The sequence below is a fragment of the Chitinophaga rupis genome (genome assembly GCF_900109685.1).
GTDB lineage: Bacteria > Bacteroidota > Bacteroidia > Chitinophagales > Chitinophagaceae > Chitinophaga > Chitinophaga rupis.
Genome location: NZ_FOBB01000001.1, coordinates 1,186,884 through 1,205,967 on the forward strand (window position 1 = coordinate 1,186,884; position 19,084 = coordinate 1,205,967).

Consider the following 19,084-nt stretch of genomic DNA (forward strand, 5'->3'; position numbering starts at 1 on the left):
CAATAGTGCAGTAATGCACCGGTAAAGGAATAGTTATCAACAAAAAGTTTTCCAATAAATTGGTTTACTGTTTGGCTACTGCAGGTAAAGGTGTAATAGCTGGTTTTATAAACAGGGCCCAGTGTATAAGAGCGCCCACCAGCAGGTTAATTACAGCGAAAACCGTCATCCGGGTATTTTCTGTAGAGAAGCCGCCAATAAATAACCAGCAGAAAAAGTAGAGATGGAACCATACGGGCACCAGCCAGGTTACAGCAGGAAGCGTAGTATGATCAATGGTTTTATTTTTTCGTTTAACGTAACCCCATACAGACATAATGCTGAACAATACGAGCAAAGCCACCAGCCTGTGTGCGCTGGTGATACCAAAAGTTAATCTTAAAAAATCTGCAATAGTGAAAAGGGATAGCCACAGCGCCGCCTGCGAAATGAGGATAGACAGGATTGGGGTAAAGATGCGCCATATTTTAGCCCGCACCGCCTTTACCTTTTCCAGTAAACGTGCAAAAGAAGAATAAAAGAACACTACACAAAGCCAGCCATAAAAATTGCCATAAGGCACGCCAAACCACTGGCTGGTAAGTACATTGTATTGCGGCCCGCGGGATTCCCAGTCCCAATGCCACATATGCAGGCGGTAGGCTACCACATCCATGCTCAGGTCTATATTCACGGCCAGCAGGGCATCCAGCGCGGCGGCCGTCCATAAGCTCATACCCAATGCATCTGTTACCAGGCGTGAGGTGTAAATAATAATGGCCCAGCCGGTACCAATGCACACCGGGATGTTATGAGGCGCTATACCCAGCATAACCCAGAACTGCCCATACTTATAACCTGCGTTGGTAGCTACATTCACATACTCCAGCAATAAGCCGAAACCCAGGCCACCCAGCAGGTACATGATATTGCCAATACCCTTTTTATAGGCGTGTATGCAACAAAGTAAGAATAACAGGAACATACAACATTCTGTAAGCGGGTAGCAAATACCAACAGGATACTCATATGGCATAGCGGGGTAAGGCCTCATATTGCAGGTTTTATGGTAGCAATATGAAATTACATATTTTCCCGGTCAATGTATGAAGTGCGCCTGGTATCCCTTACAGCAACGTACACGATAAGCGAAATAAAAATGCAGCCGGTAATATACCAGTAATACAGGGACTCGTGCCCAATGTTTTTAAAGTACAATGCAATGTATTCTGCTGTTCCCCCAAAAAGCGCTACAGTTAAGGCATAAGGCAGCCCTACCCCCAATGCCCTTACCTCTGCCGGAAAAAGTTCTGCTTTTACCACGGCATTAATTGCGGTGTACCCGCTTACAATAATAAGCGCAGCTAGTATCAGAAAAAATGCAGCAACAGCAGATGTGGTATGGCTAAGCGTAGTTAAAATAGGTACGGTGAATAAAGTTCCTAACACGCCAAACCCTATCAGTAAAGGCTTGCGCCCGTATTTATCAGAGATCCACCCGAACAGCGGCTGTATACCTGCATAAATGAGCATGAGCATAAAAACAATAAGGGTGGATTGTTCTTTGGATAAATGCACCGTATTTACCAGGAACTTTTGCATGTAGGTGGTATAGGTATAAAAGGCCAGCGTGCCGCCTAACGTTAATCCCACAACGGTGAGCACGGCCCGCGGATGTTTTTTAAGCAGCACAGCTACAGAGCCACGTTCTGTTTTTTTATCATCCAGCTTTACGGATTCTTCCATGTTACGGCGCATATACAATACTATTAATGCCAGCAGAGCCCCTATGAAAAAGGGAATGCGCCATCCCCAGCTATGCAGCTGCTCCGGGGTAAGAAAAACTTTTTGCAACAGCAGCTGAATGCCTAATGAAACCAGCTGCCCGCCAATTAAGGTTACGTATTGAAAGCTGGAAAAGAAACCACGTTTTTCCTTGGTGGCAATCTCGCTCAGGTAAGTGGCGGAAGTACCGTACTCCCCGCCTACGCTCAGGCCCTGCAGCAAGCGGGCCAGCAGTAAAAATACCGGCGATAGCAGGCCAATGCTGCGGTAAGAGGGTGTGAACGTGATCATCAACGATCCCAGCGACATTAACAGCACGGATAAGGTCATGGCCGCTTTACGGCCGGTGCGGTCGGCAATACGGCCGAACAGCCATCCCCCAATAGGCCGCATGAGAAAGCCCACGGCAAAAATAGCCGCTGTGTTCAGCAGCTGTACAGTAGGGTTGCCTTCCGGGAAAAAGGCCGGTGCAAAGTACAGGGCAAAGGTGGAATAGGCATACCAGTCGTACCACTCCACCAGGTTGCCGGCAGAACCGGTGATAATTGCTTTCAGGCGCCAGGCGGTGTTGTGGGCAGGGTGTTGATCAGTCATGGAATGTATTTGAACATGGGATGTGCGGTCAAAAATAGCAGCTTTTTATATAAGTTAAAGGTGTTCTTGTATCTTCGTAAACAACCACTCATAACTGAATAAAATGCAAGATCCTATAACAAATGCTAAAAGAGCTGCCGGCGAGAAAGCGGCATCGTTCATCCGTCCGGGTATGATAGTAGGACTGGGCACCGGATCTACCGCTTACTGGGCGATTCAGAAAATAGGCGCCCTGGTGAAAGATGGACTGGATATACAGGCTATTGCTACCTCTGAAGCCTCTGCAGCATTGGCCCGGGAGCTAAAGATCCCGCTTACCACCTTTGCAGAAACCCAGCGCTTAGATATTGATATTGACGGCGCCGATGAAGTAAGTGAAAACCTGGATGTAATTAAAGGTGGGGGTGGTGCGCTGTTGCGGGAAAAAATAGTGGCTTACCACAGTAAGCAGCTGATCATTATTGCGGATGAGCATAAATATGTGCCTACGCTGGGCCGTTTTCCATTAGCGGTAGAGGTGATCCCATTTGGCTGGGAAGCCACAGGCAGCAAGCTGCAAAGCCTGGGTTGCCGGCCGTTGCTGCGTGCAAAAGGAGAGGAGATCTTTATTACAGACAACGGAAACTATATTATTGATTGCTCTTTTGGAACTATTAAAGAGCCGCAGCTGATCAATGATGCGCTGCATAATATTCCGGGTGTGGTGGAAACAGGATTGTTTGTGCAAATGGCGGATAAGGTGGTATTGGGTTATGAGGATGGAACAACGGAGGTAAGGGAGAAATAGCCGGGAGGATATAAACAAAAAAAAGAGACCACATTGCTGTGATCTCTTTTCCAGTGGTGTGGGGCGGGATCGAACCGCCGACACAAGGATTTTCAGTCCTTTGCTCTACCGACTGAGCTACCGCACCGCCTAGTCCTTCTTGTGAAGGGAGTGCAAAGATAATAGTTTTCGATTTTAATTTCCAAATATTATTGGATCAAATTGTTACAGAAGCCGTTATTTCCTGATAAATACCATCCCATAGCTGACGGCGCTTTTCCAAAGCTGTTTTCACGGCCCCGGCTGCTTCCAGCCATTTCAGGGAATTGGTACCACATAGCTCCTCCACCATTTGCATGCCTAGCTGGCTGTGATGATCGCCATCCACTTCTATATGCCGTTCCAGGTAATATTTGAAAATACCGATTTGCCCGGGGAACTGGTTGTCCAGGTCCTGGATCATGCTTAAGAACATATCGGGGATCAGGTCTTCGCGGCCAAAGGTGAATACCGCAGCCTGTATATGCACCGGCGCCTGCTCAATCAGGTCAAAGGTGTATTGCATAAAAGAGCGGGCAGCTTCAGGTATGGAAGTATTTTGCAGTACTGTTTTTATGTTAACACCGGCTTGTAATTGCTGCAGGCAAATCAATATAGGCTGCGTATTGGCGCCCGCCTGCTGCATGGCCTGCAGGTATAGCTCAAAGTGGCTGGTACGGGTGCCATTCGGCGCTATATCACTCTCCTCCCCGGTGACAATTTCATTAATAAGAAAACGGGTGGCTGCATTGCCGGTGGGCATCCAGGGAATGGTGGTGCAGGTGAGCCGGCTTTGTAAAGATTTTAATAATGACATGAAATCCCAAACTGCAAATACATGGTATTGCATGAACAGCCGTATATCATCAATGTGTTGGATGCGGCGGTATAGGGGATGTTGGATAATGGTTTCTCTTAAGGGTGCTATTGCATCCTTGATCTGTGTATTCATTCCTGCTTTTAATTTCCGTATTCCACCAGGAACTTAATGCGCATAAGCTTTAATTGTTCAATGGTGTAGTCGCTTTCGATCAACTCCTCACGGGCCAACGCAAGGCTGGATGTTTCGCAGCCTTTAAAGTACTCTATGATCTCGTCCTGGGCATAATCGTCCAGCTCTTCGTCAATGCAGTAATCCAGGTTTAGTTTAGTACCGCTGGCTACAATGGTTTCCATTTCATCCAGCAGCTGGGCTATGCTTAACTCTTTATTTTTGGCAATGGTTTCAAGCGGCATTTTTTTGTCAATGTTCTGGATAATGAACACTTTTAAACCGCTTTTATTCACCACGCTTTTCATCACAAAATCGTCCGGTTTTACAATGTCATTCTCCTGCACATATTTGCCGATAATGTCAACAAACTGTTTACCATACCGGATGGCTTTACCCTTGCTAACGCCCTGTATCTTTTCCAGCTCCTGTACGGTGGTAGGGTACTGGGTAGCCATATCTTCCAGGGAGGTTTCCAGGAATATTACAAAGGGAGGCAGGTTCTTTTCCTTCGACACTTTTTTACGCAGGTCCTTCAGCATTTCAAACAGCACCGGATCAGCGGAGGCCTGGGCTTCTGCGGTCATTTCATCATCATCACCGCCACCTTCATCATCAAACTGGTGGTTAAGGGATACCATAATGGAGTAAGGCTTTTTCAGGAATTTATTGCCTTTGTCCATTACCTTCAGCAGGCCATATTCCTCAATATCTTTTTCTATCAGCCCTTCCAGCATCATTTGCCGGATAAGGGAATTCCAGAAATGGGAATCAAACTCTTTGCCTTCGCCAAAAACATCCAGCTGATCATGGCGGTAGGTGGTGATCTGCGGGTTGCTTTTACCGGTAATAATATTTACTACGTACTCTGTACCAAAACGCTCACCCAGCGCCTTAATTGCTTTAAGCACTATGACCACGCGGTTCTTTACTTCTATTTTCTCCTTCGGATTACGGCAGTTATCGCAGTTGCCGCAATTATCTTTTTCAAGATGTTCTCCGAAGTAGTGCAAAATTACTTTACGGCGGCATACAGCGCTCTCTGCATATGCTACTGTTTCGTTTATTAACTGGGCGCCCATTTCGCGTTCGCTCAGCGGCTTGTCGCGCATAAGGTGCTCCAGCTTCTGCACATCTTTATGGCTGTAAAAGCAAAGGCAGATGCCTTCCAGCCCATCGCGGCCGGCACGGCCTGTTTCCTGGTAATAGTTTTCCAGGCTTTTGGGAATGTTGTAATGGATCACAAAACGTACATCCGGCTTATCGATCCCCATTCCAAACGCAATGGTAGCTACTATCACCTCCACCTCTTCCAGCAGGAACATATCCTGGCGCTGAGCACGGGTATTGGAATCCAGCCCGGCGTGGTAGGCTACGGCTTTAATATTATTAGCCATCAGCATATCGGCCAGCTCCTCCGTTGTTTTACGGTTCAGGGTATAGATAATACCGCTTTTGCCTTTATGTGAGTGGATGAACTTTACTATTTCGCGGATGGTCTGATCTTTCTTGCGTTTGGGTCTTATTTCATAATACAGGTTAGGCCTGTTAAAGGATGAAATATAGATCTCCGGCTCGCGTAATACCAGGTTCTTTACAATATCGCTCTGCACTTTAGGGGTGGCGGTAGCGGTAAGGGCAATAATAGGCAGGTTCGGGTTGATCTGGTCTATCATTTCCTTCAGGCGGCGGTATTCCGGCCGGAAGTCGTGCCCCCATTCAGAGATACAATGCGCTTCATCCACGCCAAAGAACGAGATCTCCAGGTCCCGGAAAAAATCCAGGTTTTCCTGTTTTGTAAGTGTTTCCGGTGCTACATACAGCAATTTGGTTTTGCCGCTCAGCAGGTCGGTACGTACTTTTTTTATTTGTGCTTTAGATAAAGTAGAATTGAGGAAGTGTGCAACATTATCCTTGCTGCTGTAGGAACGAACCAGGTCTACCTGGTTTTTCATCAGCGCAATAAGAGGAGAAACAATGAGCGCGCATCCGGGACTAATGAGGGCGGGTAACTGGTAGCAAAGGGATTTCCCCCCTCCGGTTGGCATAATTACAAAAGTATCTTTCCCGGAAAGTATGCTCTTTATGATAATCTCCTGGTTCCCTTTAAAGGAATCGAACCCAAAGTGTTCGTGTAATGCATCTAACAAACTTACCTTTACAACAGCCATTGCATTCAAGATTTAACGATATACATTCAAAACTCTAAAGAACTAACGGATTACGTTTATTGATTATATGATTTTTAGGGGACACGAAGTTACTTAAAAAACCCCTGAATTACAACAGAATTTATATAAACTGAGGTAAATTTGTGCCGCCAAGATGAAAAAAACAACAGCTATAAACATCCGTGAAACCGCATTGCGGACCCTTCAAGTGGAGGCCGCAGCAATAAGAGATCTGCAGCAATTTGTAGATGAGGACTTTGAAAAGGCTGTGGAGATAATTGCACAGTGTGCGGGACGATTGGTTGTAACCGGTATTGGCAAGAGCGCCATTATTGGGCAAAAGATTGTAGCCACGCTAAATTCCACCGGCACCCCTGCCTTGTTTATGCATGCTGCAGACGCCATTCATGGCGACCTGGGTATGATACAGGAGCATGATGTGGTGATGTGCATTTCCAAAAGCGGTTCCTCGCCTGAGATAAAGGTATTATTGCCACTGGTAAAGAGCTTTGGCAATACCCTTATTGCCATGGTAGGCAATACCAGCTCTTACCTGGCGCAGGAAGCGGACCTGGTGCTGAATACTACGGTTACCCAGGAGGCCTGCCCGAATAACCTGGCGCCCACCACCAGCACCACCGCTCAAATGGCGATGGGCGATGCGCTGGCCGTATGCCTGATAGAATGGCACGGTTTTACTGCTGCAGATTTTGCTAAATTCCACCCCGGCGGCACTTTGGGCAAAAAATTGTACCTGAAGGTAGGGGACCTGAGCCGGCACCATCAAACACCCCGTGTACGCCTGGACAGCCCCCTGCAGGAAGTGATCCTGGAAATATCTTCCAAAATGCTGGGCGTAACCGCTGTAATGGATCCGGAAGAGCAATTGTGTGGCATTATTACTGATGGTGACCTGCGCCGGATGCTGGAGAAAAATATTAATACTGCAACGGTAATTGCCCGGGATATAATGTCGGCCCATCCCAAGCACATACAAAAGGATGAACTGGCGATCAACGCCCTGGAAAAAATGCGGCAGCACGATATTACGCAGTTACTGGTTATGGAAGATAAGCGGTATATTGGCATCATTCATTTACATGACCTTATCAGGGAAGGGATTATTTGACAAGCGATGACGACACAAATGAACAGGCATTTTTATGTGGCCATTATGGCCGGAGGAATAGGTAGCCGTTTCTGGCCTTACAGCCGTACCGATTACCCCAAGCAATTCCTGGATATATTGAATACCGGGAAAACCCTCCTCCAGTGGACCTATGAGCGCTTTGCAGCGTTTGTGCCGAAAGAGAACATCTATGTGGTTACACACCAGCATTATGAAGGTAAGGTAAAGGAACAGCTGACAGAGCTGCCGGTTGCCAATGTGGTGTGTGAACCCTCCCGCAAAAATACCGCACCCTGTGTAGCGTATATTTCCTATAAGATCCATCAGCAGGACCCGCAGGCCTGTGTGGTTTGCGCACCTGCAGATCATCTGATATTAGATGGCCCGGCCTTTACCGCCGCCTGCCTGAACGCCCTCACATTTGTACAAAAGAACAGCGCATTATTAACACTGGGTATTAAACCTACCCGCCCGGATACCGGCTATGGTTACATTCAATATGAAACCCAGCAGGTGGCGGATAATGTGTACGAGGTAAAAACCTTCACTGAAAAGCCCAACCTGGAGCTGGCCAAAACCTTTTTGCAAAGCGGTGATTTTCTCTGGAACGCGGGCATTTTTGTGTGGAATGTAAAAACAATTATTGCTGCGTTTAAAAAATACCTGCCTGAAATAGACGAGCTGTTTGAACAGGGCCGGGATGCGTTGAATACGCCTAAAGAGCGGGAGCTGGTGGACAGTATCTACCCGCAGTGCACCAATATTTCCATTGACTATGGCATTATGGAAAAGGCGGATAATGTGTATGTGATCCCTGCCAACTTCGGGTGGAGCGACCTGGGTACCTGGGCCTCCGCCTACGAAAACCTGGAAAAGGATTACCTGGGCAATGCCGTGCAGGGTAAGAACGTGGTAGTGATAGATGCTACCAAGTGTATGGTGAAAGCAGCTCCCGAAAAGCTGGTAGTGCTGCAGGGTTTAGATGAATTTATAGTGATAGATACCAACGATGTGCTGCTTATCTGCAAAAAAGAGAATGAACAGCAGATCAAAGAATACGTAGCAGAAGTTAAGCGGAATAAGGGAGACAAATTTTTGTAGAATTACGAATTACGAATTACGAATTACGAATTACGAATTACGAATTACGAATTATTTTTTTGGCAACCTGAAACGACGTTTGTTATTCGCTTGGCACGGCTGTTAATTTATAGGATATGATCTCTAAGCTCCCGAACGTAGGCACCACTATATTCACCGTCATGTCTGCCCTGGCAGCAGAACACAAGGCCATTAATCTTTCACAGGGTTTCCCGGATTTTGATTGTGACGATACTTTAAAAGAAGTTGTGAATGCTGCCATGCAGCAGGGTCATAACCAGTATGCGCCTATGCCCGGTATTATGCCGCTGCGGGAAGCTATTGCAAAAAAAATATACAATTCCTACGCGCAAACCATTAACCCGGATACAGAGATCACTATTACACCCGGCGGTACCTATGCCATATTTACAGCCATTGCCACCTGTATACAACCCGGCGATGAGGTGATTATTTTTGAACCGGCTTACGATAGCTATATACCAAACGTACTGGTGAATGGCGGTGTACCGGTACTGATACCGCTTACTTTTCCGGAATACCGTATAAACTGGGAGCTGGTACGCAGCAAAATAACATCCCGCACCCGCATGATCATGCTGAACACGCCGCACAACCCTACCGGCAGCATACTAACGGAGGCGGATATACGGGAATTGGAACAGCTGGTGGCAGCACATAACCTGCTGGTGTTAAGTGATGAAGTATATGAGCACCTTGTTTATGACGGCGGGCAGCATCACAGCATATTAAAATACCCCAACCTGTTTAAGAACAGCTTTGTTACTTTTTCTTTTGGTAAAGTATTTCATGTAACCGGCTGGAAAATGGGCTACTGCATAGCCCCCGCCCACCTGATGAAGGAGTACCGTAAAGTGCACCAGTACCTTTGCTTTTCAGTAAATACCCCCATGCAATATGGGCTGGCTAAATTCCTGGAAACACCGGAACACTACTTATCCCTGCCTGCCTTTTACCAGGAAAAAAGAGACTACTTTCTGCAGCTAATGGCGGATACTAAATTTACGCCGCTGCCATGTTACGGCAGCTATTTTCAGCTGATGCGTTATGACAGGATCTCCGATGAAGGGGATAAAGACCTCACCATTCGTATAACCAAAGAATTTGGCGTAGCCAGCATACCAGTATCTGCCTTTTACCAGGATGGGCAGGATGATCACGTGATCCGGTTCTGTTTTGCCAAAAAGAAAGCCACGTTAGAGCAGGCGGCGGAAAGACTACGCAAGGTTTAATTACGAATTGGATACTACGCTTGGATATTCTCCATATAACTATCGAATTTACGGATTGGTATTACAAATTGCCGCTTAGTATTTAACAGTGTTCACACTGTTCATACGTTCTATTCATTTGTAATTCGTAATTGCCAATTCGTAAGTAAAAAAAAGCCATCTCTTAAAAAAGAGACGGCTGTCCTTTGTATTACGAGCAGTACGAAATGCTTATGAGTTAAATCCCGGTTAGCTTACCGCTAACAGCTCCTGTTCGTACAAACTGTTTGCACCCAGTACCTGGGTATGATCCAGGAAGGTTACAATACCGGTTTCAACATCGTATAATGCGCCTATTATTCCTACTTCACCATTCAGGATCATTTCCCGAAGTATCATACTTTGCTCCAGCACGGCCTGTACAGAGCGTTCTGTATGCAGTTTGGTAACAGCATCCACAAAAGCATGATTATGAGAGTTCCGGTTTTCGCGGATGGTTCTTTCCGCGTACACGGCAGGAGTGATCTTGTTAAGCAGCCCTGTAAGGTTACCCATTTCTACATGATCGCAGGCGCCTTTTATAGCCCCGCATTTGGTATGGCCCAGCACCACAATAAATTTGGAACCGGCTACTTTACAGGCATATTCCAAGCTACCCAGCACATTATCGGAAATAACAGCACCGGCTAAACGAATGCTGAAAATATCGCCCAGTCCCTGGTCAAAGATCAGCTCTGCAGAGGTGCGTGAATCCATACAGCTTACGATAGCTGCCATGGGCCACTGGCCATCGGAGGTTTCATTTACCTGTTGTAAATGGTTCCGGTCTATCTTCAGGTTATCTACAAAACGGTTGTTCCCCTGTTTAAGCAATTGTAAAGTTTGTTCCGGCGTTAAGTTTGCCTGTGCAGCTTTATTTAAAGTTTTCATTTTAATTTTTTTAATGGTTTGTGAATAAAAGAATTGAAAAACGGAAGGCATGCTTCCCGGTTAATTCAGCTCCAGCTCCTTTAACAGCTGTTCATGATTACCGGAGGATATTACCTGTACATGCCCGGCCCGCGCGGCCGCATGATGGCCATCCAGCTCCTCGCTGGGTGTGTTGGAGATATTATATACCTCTTTAAAGCCGGTGAGCACCAGGCTTATATTTTTTTGTACGGCTTTTACATCCCTGAATTCACGGATGGTTTCCAGCACGTCATGATCTATATACACCGTGTTGCTGGCGTCTATTACCACAGAACTGTTTTCCGGTAAATGATCCAGCGTAAGCAATATGCTGGCTTTATTAAGGAAGGATACTTCCTGTGCCAGCTCCAGGCGAATGGTATCGCCGGTATGGTATTGCTCTTTACGGAAATAATAGGGGCTTTTCATATTGCCTCTTAAAATGGCAATTACGCTCACGGCCATACCCAGGGCTATACCTATCAGCAGATCGGTGAACACAATGGCAACCAGTGTTACCACAAACGGCACCCATTGGTACTTGCCTTTGCTGAACATTTCTTTGAAAATGGAAATCTTGCACAGCTTGTACCCGGTAACCAGCAGCACGGCCGCCAGGGTGGCCAGCGGTATTTTGTTCAGCACCATGGGTATTAAAGCGGCACAGGTAAGCAGCAAAAGGCCGTGGGTAATGGCGGACATCCTGGTACGGGCGCCGGCATTAATGTTGGCGGAGGAACGCACAATTACGGAGGTAATGGGCAGGCCGCCAATTAAACCGCTTATCATATTACCAATGCCCTGTGCACGCAGCTCACGGTTAGGGTTGGTATGGCGTTTCAGCGGATCCAGCTTATCGGTGGCTTCCACATTCAGCAAGGTTTCTACAGAAGCTACTATGGCAATAGTAAGCGCCACCACCCATACTTCTTTATTGGCAATTGCGCTAAAATTGGGGAGGGTGAACTGGCCTATAAACTGCTGAAAGCTGTCCGCTACCGGTAAATTCACCAGGTGGCTGGGCGAAAGGGCCAGGCTGCTGCCAGTGCTAAGGAAAAGCATATTCAGCAGCACACCGGTTATTACCGCTACCAGGGCAGATGGTATTGCATTGAGCTTGGGTATTTTGCTCCAGTACAGGATGATCAATATAGATATGATGGTGATAAGGGTAGCGCCCAGGTGAATATGATTTATACCTGAAAGCAGCGCAGTAAAGCTGTTATCCCCATCTACCTGTATAAAGGTGAAGTCGCCCTCAGAATCTTTATCATACCCAAAGGCATGCGGTATTTGTTTTAAGATAATAATAAGACCGATGGCGGTAAGCATCCCCTTAATAACATTGGAGGGAAAGTAATTGGCCACGGTACCGGCTTTTATTAAGCCCAGCCCTAACTGCAGGGCGCCGCCAATGAATACGGATAATAAGAATACATCAAAAGCCCCCAGCTTGGTAATAGCCGTTAATACCACGGCGGTAAGGCCGGCGGCCGGGCCGCTTACACTTAGCTGGGAACCGCTCAGGGAACCGATAACGAGGCCCCCGATAATGCCGGCTATTAAACCGGAAAACAAAGGCGCACCTGAAGCCAGGGCTATACCCAGGCAAAGCGGCACTGCTATCAGAAATACTACCAGGCCTGATGAAAGGTCGCTTTTTATATTCGAGAAAAAAGAAGGTTGCTTGCTCATAATCGCAAAGGGATTTAACTGTTAAGCTTTGTTCACACGACTGAGCTGCGACGACGTTATGTGCGATCTAACACAGGTATAGACCTATATACCATGTTAATTCGTACCAGCGCAGTGGAACAGCATGTGAAAATGTAAATACAAGAGGAAAACGCATTACAGGATAGTAAGGCGTAAAAAACCATAGGTATCGCTTAACAATTGGGTGGGGGAGCGTGAATTTCACGGGCAGGACCAGAAGGAATATCTTCAAAGAGTTGGTACTGCACTATATTAAGGTATAACTCAGGAGCAAATTTCAGGGAATCATCAAAATGGTCGTAGTACTTAACTTCTTTGGCCAGCTTCACTATATCTACACAACCATCTACGGGGTGTTCCTCAACAATCTGGTTATTAAACAGCAGCTTGCCCATCTCCTTGATCGGGAGCAGTTGGGTACCCATGAGTACCAGGAGGCATATGCTGAGAAATTTCTTCATGTTTTAAGATACACTCGGGACAAAAGTAATTAACCAAGTTTATACTTTGAAAATACGACAATTAAAAAAATGTTAAAAGCCCCTGGTCCCTTTTTCATCCCAATATATTACCATTCATCACATAAAATCAGCTACTGTTTTTAGTATAGATTTAAGTAGATCAGCCACTGTGGCTGATCTACCGGTTTTGATAGGTAATGGTCTAAACCAATTATTTTGCTTTCTATGGTATTGTGTATTGCATAGTAGTAAATATTCCCTATCTTTGAATTGTAAAGTTAAAAAGCTCACTTGCCATGAATATAGATAACACACAGTCGCAGATGCGGAAGGGAGTGCTGGAGTTCTGCATTCTTTCCGTTATCAAGCAAGGAGAAGCTTATCCTTCAGACATTATTGAAAAAATGAAAGAGGCGAAGCTGGACATCCTGGAGGGCACCCTGTATCCCTTACTGACCCGTTTGAAAAATGCAGAACTATTAACCTACCGTTGGGTAGAAAGCAGCTCAGGGCCCCCACGCAAATATTTTTCCATGACCGAAAAGGGAGAGGCCTTTTACCGGGAGCTGGAAACAACGTGGAATGAACTGGCCAATGCGGTCCATCAGCTCACGCAGAACACTACCATCCTTTAAACATTATATCACCTAAAATCTGTAAAACAGTTCCCGCTGTTGAAAATCAAAACTGTAAAGATGAAAAAGATTATTAACATAAACCTCGCCAGCCGATTAATACCCATAGAGGATAGCGCCTATGAGATATTAAGGCGATACCTGGATAGCCTGAAGCGCTATTTTGCCAGGGAGGAAGGGGCCGACGAGATTGTCAGCGACATTGAAAGCCGGATAGCGGAATTATTCCAGGACAAGCTGAAAAAAGGCGCTCATTGCATCACCGATGAGGACGTGGAATCCATCAAAACCTCCATGGGTACGCCGGAGCAGTTTGAGGAAGATGCGGCCAAAGAAAGCGCCCAAACCGGCGCGGCGGAACAGGCCATCCCACACATTCGCCCGCGTAAACGCCTGTACCGCGACCCGGATAATAAAGTACTGGGTGGCGTATGTAGCGGCCTGGGTGCTTACCTGAATGTAGACCCCGTGGTATTCCGCATCATCTTTGCCTTGCTGGCTATTGGCGGTTTTGGCAGCGGTATACTGGTATACTTTATATTATGGATAGCCACCCCGGAAGCCAATACGGCAGCTGAAAAGCTGGAAATGCGCGGTGAGCGCGTGGATGTGAACAACATCCGCGCTACAGTGCAGGATGAGATCAACGCCATGAAAAACCAGTTCAAAAATGTTGGCGACGACATCAAAAATTTTTCGCAGGGCCGCGGAAGGCAGGTTGGTAACGATATTGAGCGGATCTTCCGCAATTTCTTTACCGGTCTGGGGAAAGTGCTGTTGTTTGTAACCAAAGGGTTCTTTTACTTCCTGGCAGTGGTAATACTGTTTAGCCTTATAATAGCCGGTATTGCTATCGCTGCTTCCTCCGCGGCCCTCTTCCCACTTAAAAGCCTGTTACTGTCATCCGGCTTCCAGAATATGCTGTTCTGGCCTGCGGTGATCCTGCTGATAGGCATCCCCGTAGTAGGTCTTATAATATTCCTGACCCGTAAGCTTACCGGCGTAAAACAGACTAACCGGTATGTGGGCTATACCTTAAGCTTTTTGTGGGTGTTAGGCCTGCTGTGCGGCACCTGGCTGATAGTATCTATTGTAAAGGATTTCCGTACCAGCTTCCGGGAAAAGGAAACTTATCCCCTGGTACAGCCCAGCAAGGGAAAGCTGATCATTAAAAAGACAGAAGACCTGGTGGAGATGGATGATGTGGACTTTTTTGAAGGCGGCCTGCGGGTAACCGATGATACCGCCATCATTGACAACATACGTGTGAAGATTGAAAAGAGCATTACGGACAGCTTCCAGGTGGAAGTGCTCCGCAGCTCCCGCGGCAGAACCGTTTCCCAGGCAAAAGCCCTGGCCCGCGAAATCCAGTTCCAGATGAACCAGCAGGATTCTATCCTGTACCTGCCCGCCGGCATCAGCATACCACGTAACTCCCACTTCCGGGAACAGCGTATTACCGTAGTGGTAAAAGTGCCTATAGGTAAGGATATTGAGGTGGAGAAGGATGCTTACCATCACTACCACTTCATACACGGATGGAATGATAATGACTGGTGGGATGACTGGGATGATTGGGACCGCGACCATGATGGCCCGGTGGAGCTGAAAATGACCATAGATGGCCTGGATAACATTCACATTGAGAAGAAACCCCGCCACCGCGAGGAAAGGAGTGGAGATGATTCCCTGCAGGATAACTACCGTTACCAGTCGCCGGAAGAAAAGCAGGATAAGCAGGAAAAGGATCAGAAAGAAGAAAAAACAAAGGAAAAACCGGTTACCCCTACCGCTGCCAGCATAAATGCAGGCATGGAGGTACCGGCGGTGGAAAGCGCTTCCCTGGTCATTTACAGCGTTTATAACATGCTGAAATAAGTTTTTCATTCATCACAATAAGTTCAATAGTTAACGAGAAGAAATGAAAACCACGGTATCCACCGTGGTTTCTTCTTTTATAACCGCCTTTTCATTTGTCCCGGGGAACCTCACCCGTTTCTTCTTTTTTTCCGGATTCGATCATTACCCTCGCTTTTAAATATATAGCTTTGCATATTTGAACTTCGATGACAAGGATAAGGAATGCAGGCAACGAAAAACGCAGCAATCAATATTGCGCTGGTAGGAAATCCGAATAGCGGGAAAAGCTCTCTCTTTAATGCATTAACGGGTTTAAATCAGAAGGTCAGTAATTTTCCAGGGGTTACGGTTGATAAGAAAACCGGCAGCAGCAGCATATCCAATGCCTTGCATGCCAACATCATAGACCTGCCGGGCACCTATAGCCTGTATCCTAAAAGCGCCGATGAATTTGTGACCTATGATGTGCTGGTGAACCCTGCGGGGAAAGACCGGCCTGACATGATCCTTATTATTGCCGACGCCTCTAACCTGAAACGCAACCTGCTCTTTTGCTCCCAGATCATAGACCTGAAGATCCCGGTTATTATAGCCCTTACCATGATGGATATTGCCCGCAAAAAAGGCGTGGAAATAGACCTGAACGGGCTGGAACGTGAGCTGGGCGTGCCGGTGCTGGCCATTAACCCCCGCAAGAATAAAGGTATTCCTGAACTGAAGAAGAATATAGACCTGCTGGCCAGGGAGCACTTCCCTGTGCCGGTGCGCGATTTTGTGGACAGCCATATTATGGCGCCTGAAGTAGTGGACGAGGTTAAAAAATACGTACAGGTGCGCAGCGACTATGCCGCCCTGCACATAGCGGTGAATAGTGATGAGCTTCACTTCCTGAACGGCGGGCAAAAGCTGGCCATTAAAAATGCCCTGCAAACCCACAAGTTTAATAAAACCAAGGTGCAGGCAGAGGAAATTATGCAGCGCTACGGCCGCATAAAACATATTATGAAAGCCTCCGTAGTGGAGGCCGACCCTTTGCAGAAACAGCTGCAAACCGAAAAGCTGGATGATATACTGCTGCACCGTTTCTGGGGGTATGTGATATTATTGGTGGTGCTGTTCTTCCTGTTCCAGAGCATATTCTGGCTGGCCTCTTACCCTATGGACGGTATAGAGGCGGCCTTTGGCTGGTTAGGCGGCAGCCTTTCGGGCATACTGCCCGACAACCAGTTCAGCGACCTGCTGATCAATGGCGTGGTGGCAGGTATTAGCGGCATAGCCGTTTTTATACCACAGATCATGATCCTGTTCGGGTTAATAACCCTGCTGGAAGATACGGGCTATATGGCCCGCATCAGCTTTTTAACCGACCGCTTAATGCGGCAGGTGGGGCTGAACGGTAAATCTGTAATGCCCCTGATCAGCGGCGTAGCCTGTGCCGTACCTGCTATTATGGCTACCCGCAGTATTGAGAACCGGAAAGAGCGTTTGATAACCATTATGGTAACCCCTTTAATGAGCTGCTCCGCACGCCTGCCCATTTATACTATTATGATTGCGCTGGTGGTACCTGACCGTAAGGTGCTGGGCTTTTTAAGCCTGCAGGGGTTAGTGATGATGGGCCTTTACCTGCTGGGCTTTTTTATGGCCCTGGCAATAGCTGCTATCATGAAATGGTTTGTGGCCATTAAGGAAAAGAGCTACTTTATTATGGAGCTGCCCGTGTACCGGGCGCCCCGCTGGAAGAACGTAGGCACCACCATGCTGGAAAAGGCCCGCATATTTATTACAGATGCCGGGAAAGTGATTATGGTGATATCTGTAATACTCTGGTTCCTGGCCTCCTATGGCCCTGGCAGCAAAATGCAGCCGGTACATGCCAAGTACGAGAAATTAATGGCTGCTAACCCCAATGATAAAGAGGCGCTGGATAAAGCCTACCAGTCAGAAAAGCTGGCCAATTCCTATGCCGGCATATTGGGCCATGCCATAGAACCCGCGATACGCCCCCTGGGTTTTGACTGGAAAATAGGCATTGCCCTTATTACCTCTTTTGCTGCCCGCGAAGTATTTGTAGGCACCATGGCTACCCTGTACAGCGTAGGCGAAAGCCCGGAAGATAATGATGCCACCCTCCGCGAAAAAATGCATGCCGCCGTACGGGCCGATGGCAGCCCGGTATATACCATGGCTACTGGCTTTTCCCTGATGCTGTTCTATGCCTTTGCCATGCAGTGTATGAGCACCCTGGCCATTGTAAGAAGGGAAACCAAATCCTGGAAAATGCCGGCCATACAGCTGGTGTATATGACCGGGCTGGCGTACATCTGCAGTTTTATAGCTTACCAGATACTGAAGTAGGAGTTAAGCTGAATGCTTAACGCAGAACGCTTAACGCTAATGCAATGCATACTGCAACAGAATGGCTATGATCAGCGTTCTGCATTAAGCGTTTTGCCCTCGGCGTTTAGCGTAATTAAGTATCTTGCACGTATGAAAAAGTTCCTGCTTGTTACCATTGCACTGTTGCCCGTATTAGGGGCGCTGGCACAACGGCCGGCTATTGATTCCCTTCAATTAATGAAAGATATCCGCACCCTGAGCGCCGATAAGTTTGAGGGGCGTAAAACCGGCACCAAAGGGAACCGGCTGGCGCAGTTTTACATTATGGACCGCTTTAAACAGGCCGGCCTGCAGCCTTTTCATGGCACATACGAATACCCGTTTTATTTTACGCAGGGAGATAAGAAGATCATGGGTACTAACCTGTACGGCTATATTCCCGGTAAAACAGATAACGTGATCATTATAACGGCGCATTATGATCACCTGGGCATCAGCCACCAGGCTAACAGCGCAGACAGCATTTTTAACGGGGCCGATGATAATGCCTCCGGCAGCGCCGCACTGCTATCGCTCATTAAATATTACCAGCAGCACCCGCCCCTGCATACCCTGGTATTTGCCGCACTGGATGGGGAGGAGGAAGGCCTGCAGGGCGCCAAAGCCTTTGTGCAGCAGCTACCGGTGCCTGCCGCCAGCGTGCATATGAACCTGAATATGGATATGGTAAGCCGGAATGAAAAACAGGAGCTGTATGCATGCGGTACCTATCAGAATCCCGACCTGAAGAAGTTTGTGACACGGGCAGCCGACAGCAGTGCCATTAAGCTGCTAACCGGCCATGACCGGCCGGAAGACGGCGCCCAGGACTGGACCAAACAAAGCGACCATTATGAGTTTCATAAAAAAGGCATTCCCTTCCTGTACTTTGGAGTAGAGGATCATGCGGACTACCACCGTGTGGGAGATGCGTTTGAGCATATTGATCCATCGTTCTATTACCGGGCGGTGCAAACAATAAGGATGGTGCTAAGCGCAGCGGATACTGAGCTAACAGGGAATAAAGCGCGGTCTAAAGTGATCTATTGAAATGAAAATGCCTCAGGAGTAAACGAAGGATTTGAGAATTGTTAAGCAACGACTGGTCTCCATCAGGTGCCCGAATAAAAAAGATGTAGGGTTTTATGTAGGGGACCCTAGTTGCGCACGGGTTGCATACGGGTTACGGAGCCTTTTTAGGAGGGAAGCATACCAATAACACCCGAATAACACTACCATAAAAATAAAGGGGCCAACCGATCCGGTTGGCCCCTTGTGTATAGATAAGGTTTTCA

At 47.2% G+C, this 19,084-nt stretch carries 15 protein-coding genes and 1 tRNA gene; 8 read left to right on the top strand and 8 right to left on the bottom strand.

Annotated elements, in window-relative coordinates:
- Positions 1–64 precede the first annotated feature (64 nt).
- Both BMZ54_RS04685 and BMZ54_RS04690 read right to left on the bottom strand, forming a co-directional pair.
- Entirely contained in the window at positions 65–1,033 is a 969-nt protein-coding gene (locus BMZ54_RS04685; RefSeq protein WP_089906958.1) for a carotenoid biosynthesis protein, read from the bottom strand.
- Positions 1,034–1,062: 29 nt separating this feature from the next.
- Entirely contained in the window at positions 1,063–2,358 is a 1,296-nt protein-coding gene (locus tag BMZ54_RS04690) for an MFS transporter (protein WP_089906959.1), read from the bottom strand.
- 103 nt (positions 2,359–2,461) lie between these two features.
- Here BMZ54_RS04690 and rpiA point away from each other — a divergent pair, with 103 nt between their 5' ends.
- Positions 2,462–3,145 carry a ribose-5-phosphate isomerase RpiA gene (gene rpiA, locus BMZ54_RS04695; RefSeq protein ID WP_089906960.1) on the top strand — a complete coding sequence of 228 codons (684 nt, stop codon included), beginning with the start codon at positions 2,462–2,464 and terminating at the stop codon, positions 3,143–3,145.
- A 54-nt stretch (positions 3,146–3,199) separates the two neighbouring features.
- On the opposite strand, the gene BMZ54_RS04700 is transcribed toward rpiA, so the two are convergent.
- The 3 genes from BMZ54_RS04700 to recQ form a co-directional block, all read right to left on the bottom strand.
- Positions 3,200–3,272, bottom strand: a tRNA-Phe gene (locus BMZ54_RS04700).
- 69 nt (positions 3,273–3,341) lie between these two features.
- Positions 3,342–4,115: a DUF3050 domain-containing protein gene (locus BMZ54_RS04705; protein WP_089906961.1), complete on the bottom strand. Its 774-nt coding sequence runs from the start codon at positions 4,113–4,115 to the stop codon at positions 3,342–3,344.
- An 8-nt stretch (positions 4,116–4,123) separates the two neighbouring features.
- Positions 4,124–6,325, bottom strand: coding sequence for a DNA helicase RecQ (gene recQ / locus BMZ54_RS04710; RefSeq protein WP_089906962.1), 2,202 nt, complete (start codon positions 6,323–6,325; stop codon positions 4,124–4,126).
- Positions 6,326–6,479: 154 nt separating this feature from the next.
- Here recQ and BMZ54_RS04715 point away from each other — a divergent pair, with 154 nt between their 5' ends.
- From BMZ54_RS04715 to BMZ54_RS04725, 3 genes are all read left to right on the top strand, one after another.
- On the top strand, positions 6,480–7,454 hold the full coding sequence (locus BMZ54_RS04715) for a KpsF/GutQ family sugar-phosphate isomerase (RefSeq protein ID WP_089906963.1): 975 nt from the start codon (positions 6,480–6,482) through the stop codon (positions 7,452–7,454).
- Between the two features lie 6 nt (positions 7,455–7,460).
- Positions 7,461–8,555, top strand: coding sequence for a mannose-1-phosphate guanylyltransferase (locus BMZ54_RS04720; RefSeq protein ID WP_238386489.1), 1,095 nt, complete (start codon positions 7,461–7,463; stop codon positions 8,553–8,555).
- 116 nt (positions 8,556–8,671) lie between these two features.
- The gene (locus BMZ54_RS04725; protein ID WP_089906965.1) at positions 8,672–9,808 is read left to right on the top strand and encodes a methionine aminotransferase; all 1,137 of its coding nucleotides are present in this window, start codon (positions 8,672–8,674) and stop codon (positions 9,806–9,808) included.
- Between the two features lie 228 nt (positions 9,809–10,036).
- Here BMZ54_RS04725 and BMZ54_RS04730 read toward each other — a convergent pair whose 3' ends face one another.
- From BMZ54_RS04730 to BMZ54_RS04740, 3 genes are all read right to left on the bottom strand, one after another.
- A complete protein-coding gene (locus BMZ54_RS04730; protein ID WP_089908378.1) occupies positions 10,037–10,717 on the bottom strand; it encodes a carbonic anhydrase family protein in 681 nt (226 codons plus the stop codon).
- 60 nt (positions 10,718–10,777) lie between these two features.
- Positions 10,778–12,433, bottom strand: a complete 1,656-nt coding sequence (locus BMZ54_RS04735) for a SulP family inorganic anion transporter (protein ID WP_089906966.1) — start codon at positions 12,431–12,433, stop codon at positions 10,778–10,780.
- Positions 12,434–12,627: 194 nt separating this feature from the next.
- Positions 12,628–12,915, bottom strand: a complete 288-nt coding sequence (locus BMZ54_RS04740) for a hypothetical protein (protein ID WP_089906967.1) — start codon at positions 12,913–12,915, stop codon at positions 12,628–12,630.
- Positions 12,916–13,211: 296 nt separating this feature from the next.
- Here BMZ54_RS04740 and BMZ54_RS04745 point away from each other — a divergent pair, with 296 nt between their 5' ends.
- From BMZ54_RS04745 to BMZ54_RS04760, 4 genes are all read left to right on the top strand, one after another.
- Positions 13,212–13,550, top strand: coding sequence for a PadR family transcriptional regulator (locus BMZ54_RS04745; protein ID WP_089906968.1), 339 nt, complete (start codon positions 13,212–13,214; stop codon positions 13,548–13,550).
- Positions 13,551–13,610: 60 nt separating this feature from the next.
- A complete protein-coding gene (locus BMZ54_RS04750) occupies positions 13,611–15,428 on the top strand; it encodes a PspC domain-containing protein (protein WP_143080908.1) in 1,818 nt (605 codons plus the stop codon).
- Between the two features lie 204 nt (positions 15,429–15,632).
- The gene (feoB, locus tag BMZ54_RS04755; RefSeq protein WP_089906970.1) at positions 15,633–17,768 is read left to right on the top strand and encodes a ferrous iron transport protein B; all 2,136 of its coding nucleotides are present in this window, start codon (positions 15,633–15,635) and stop codon (positions 17,766–17,768) included.
- A gap of 132 nt (positions 17,769–17,900) precedes the next feature.
- Positions 17,901–18,839 carry a M28 family peptidase gene (locus BMZ54_RS04760; protein ID WP_089908381.1) on the top strand — a complete coding sequence of 313 codons (939 nt, stop codon included), beginning with the start codon at positions 17,901–17,903 and terminating at the stop codon, positions 18,837–18,839.
- Positions 18,840–19,084 lie beyond the last annotated feature (245 nt).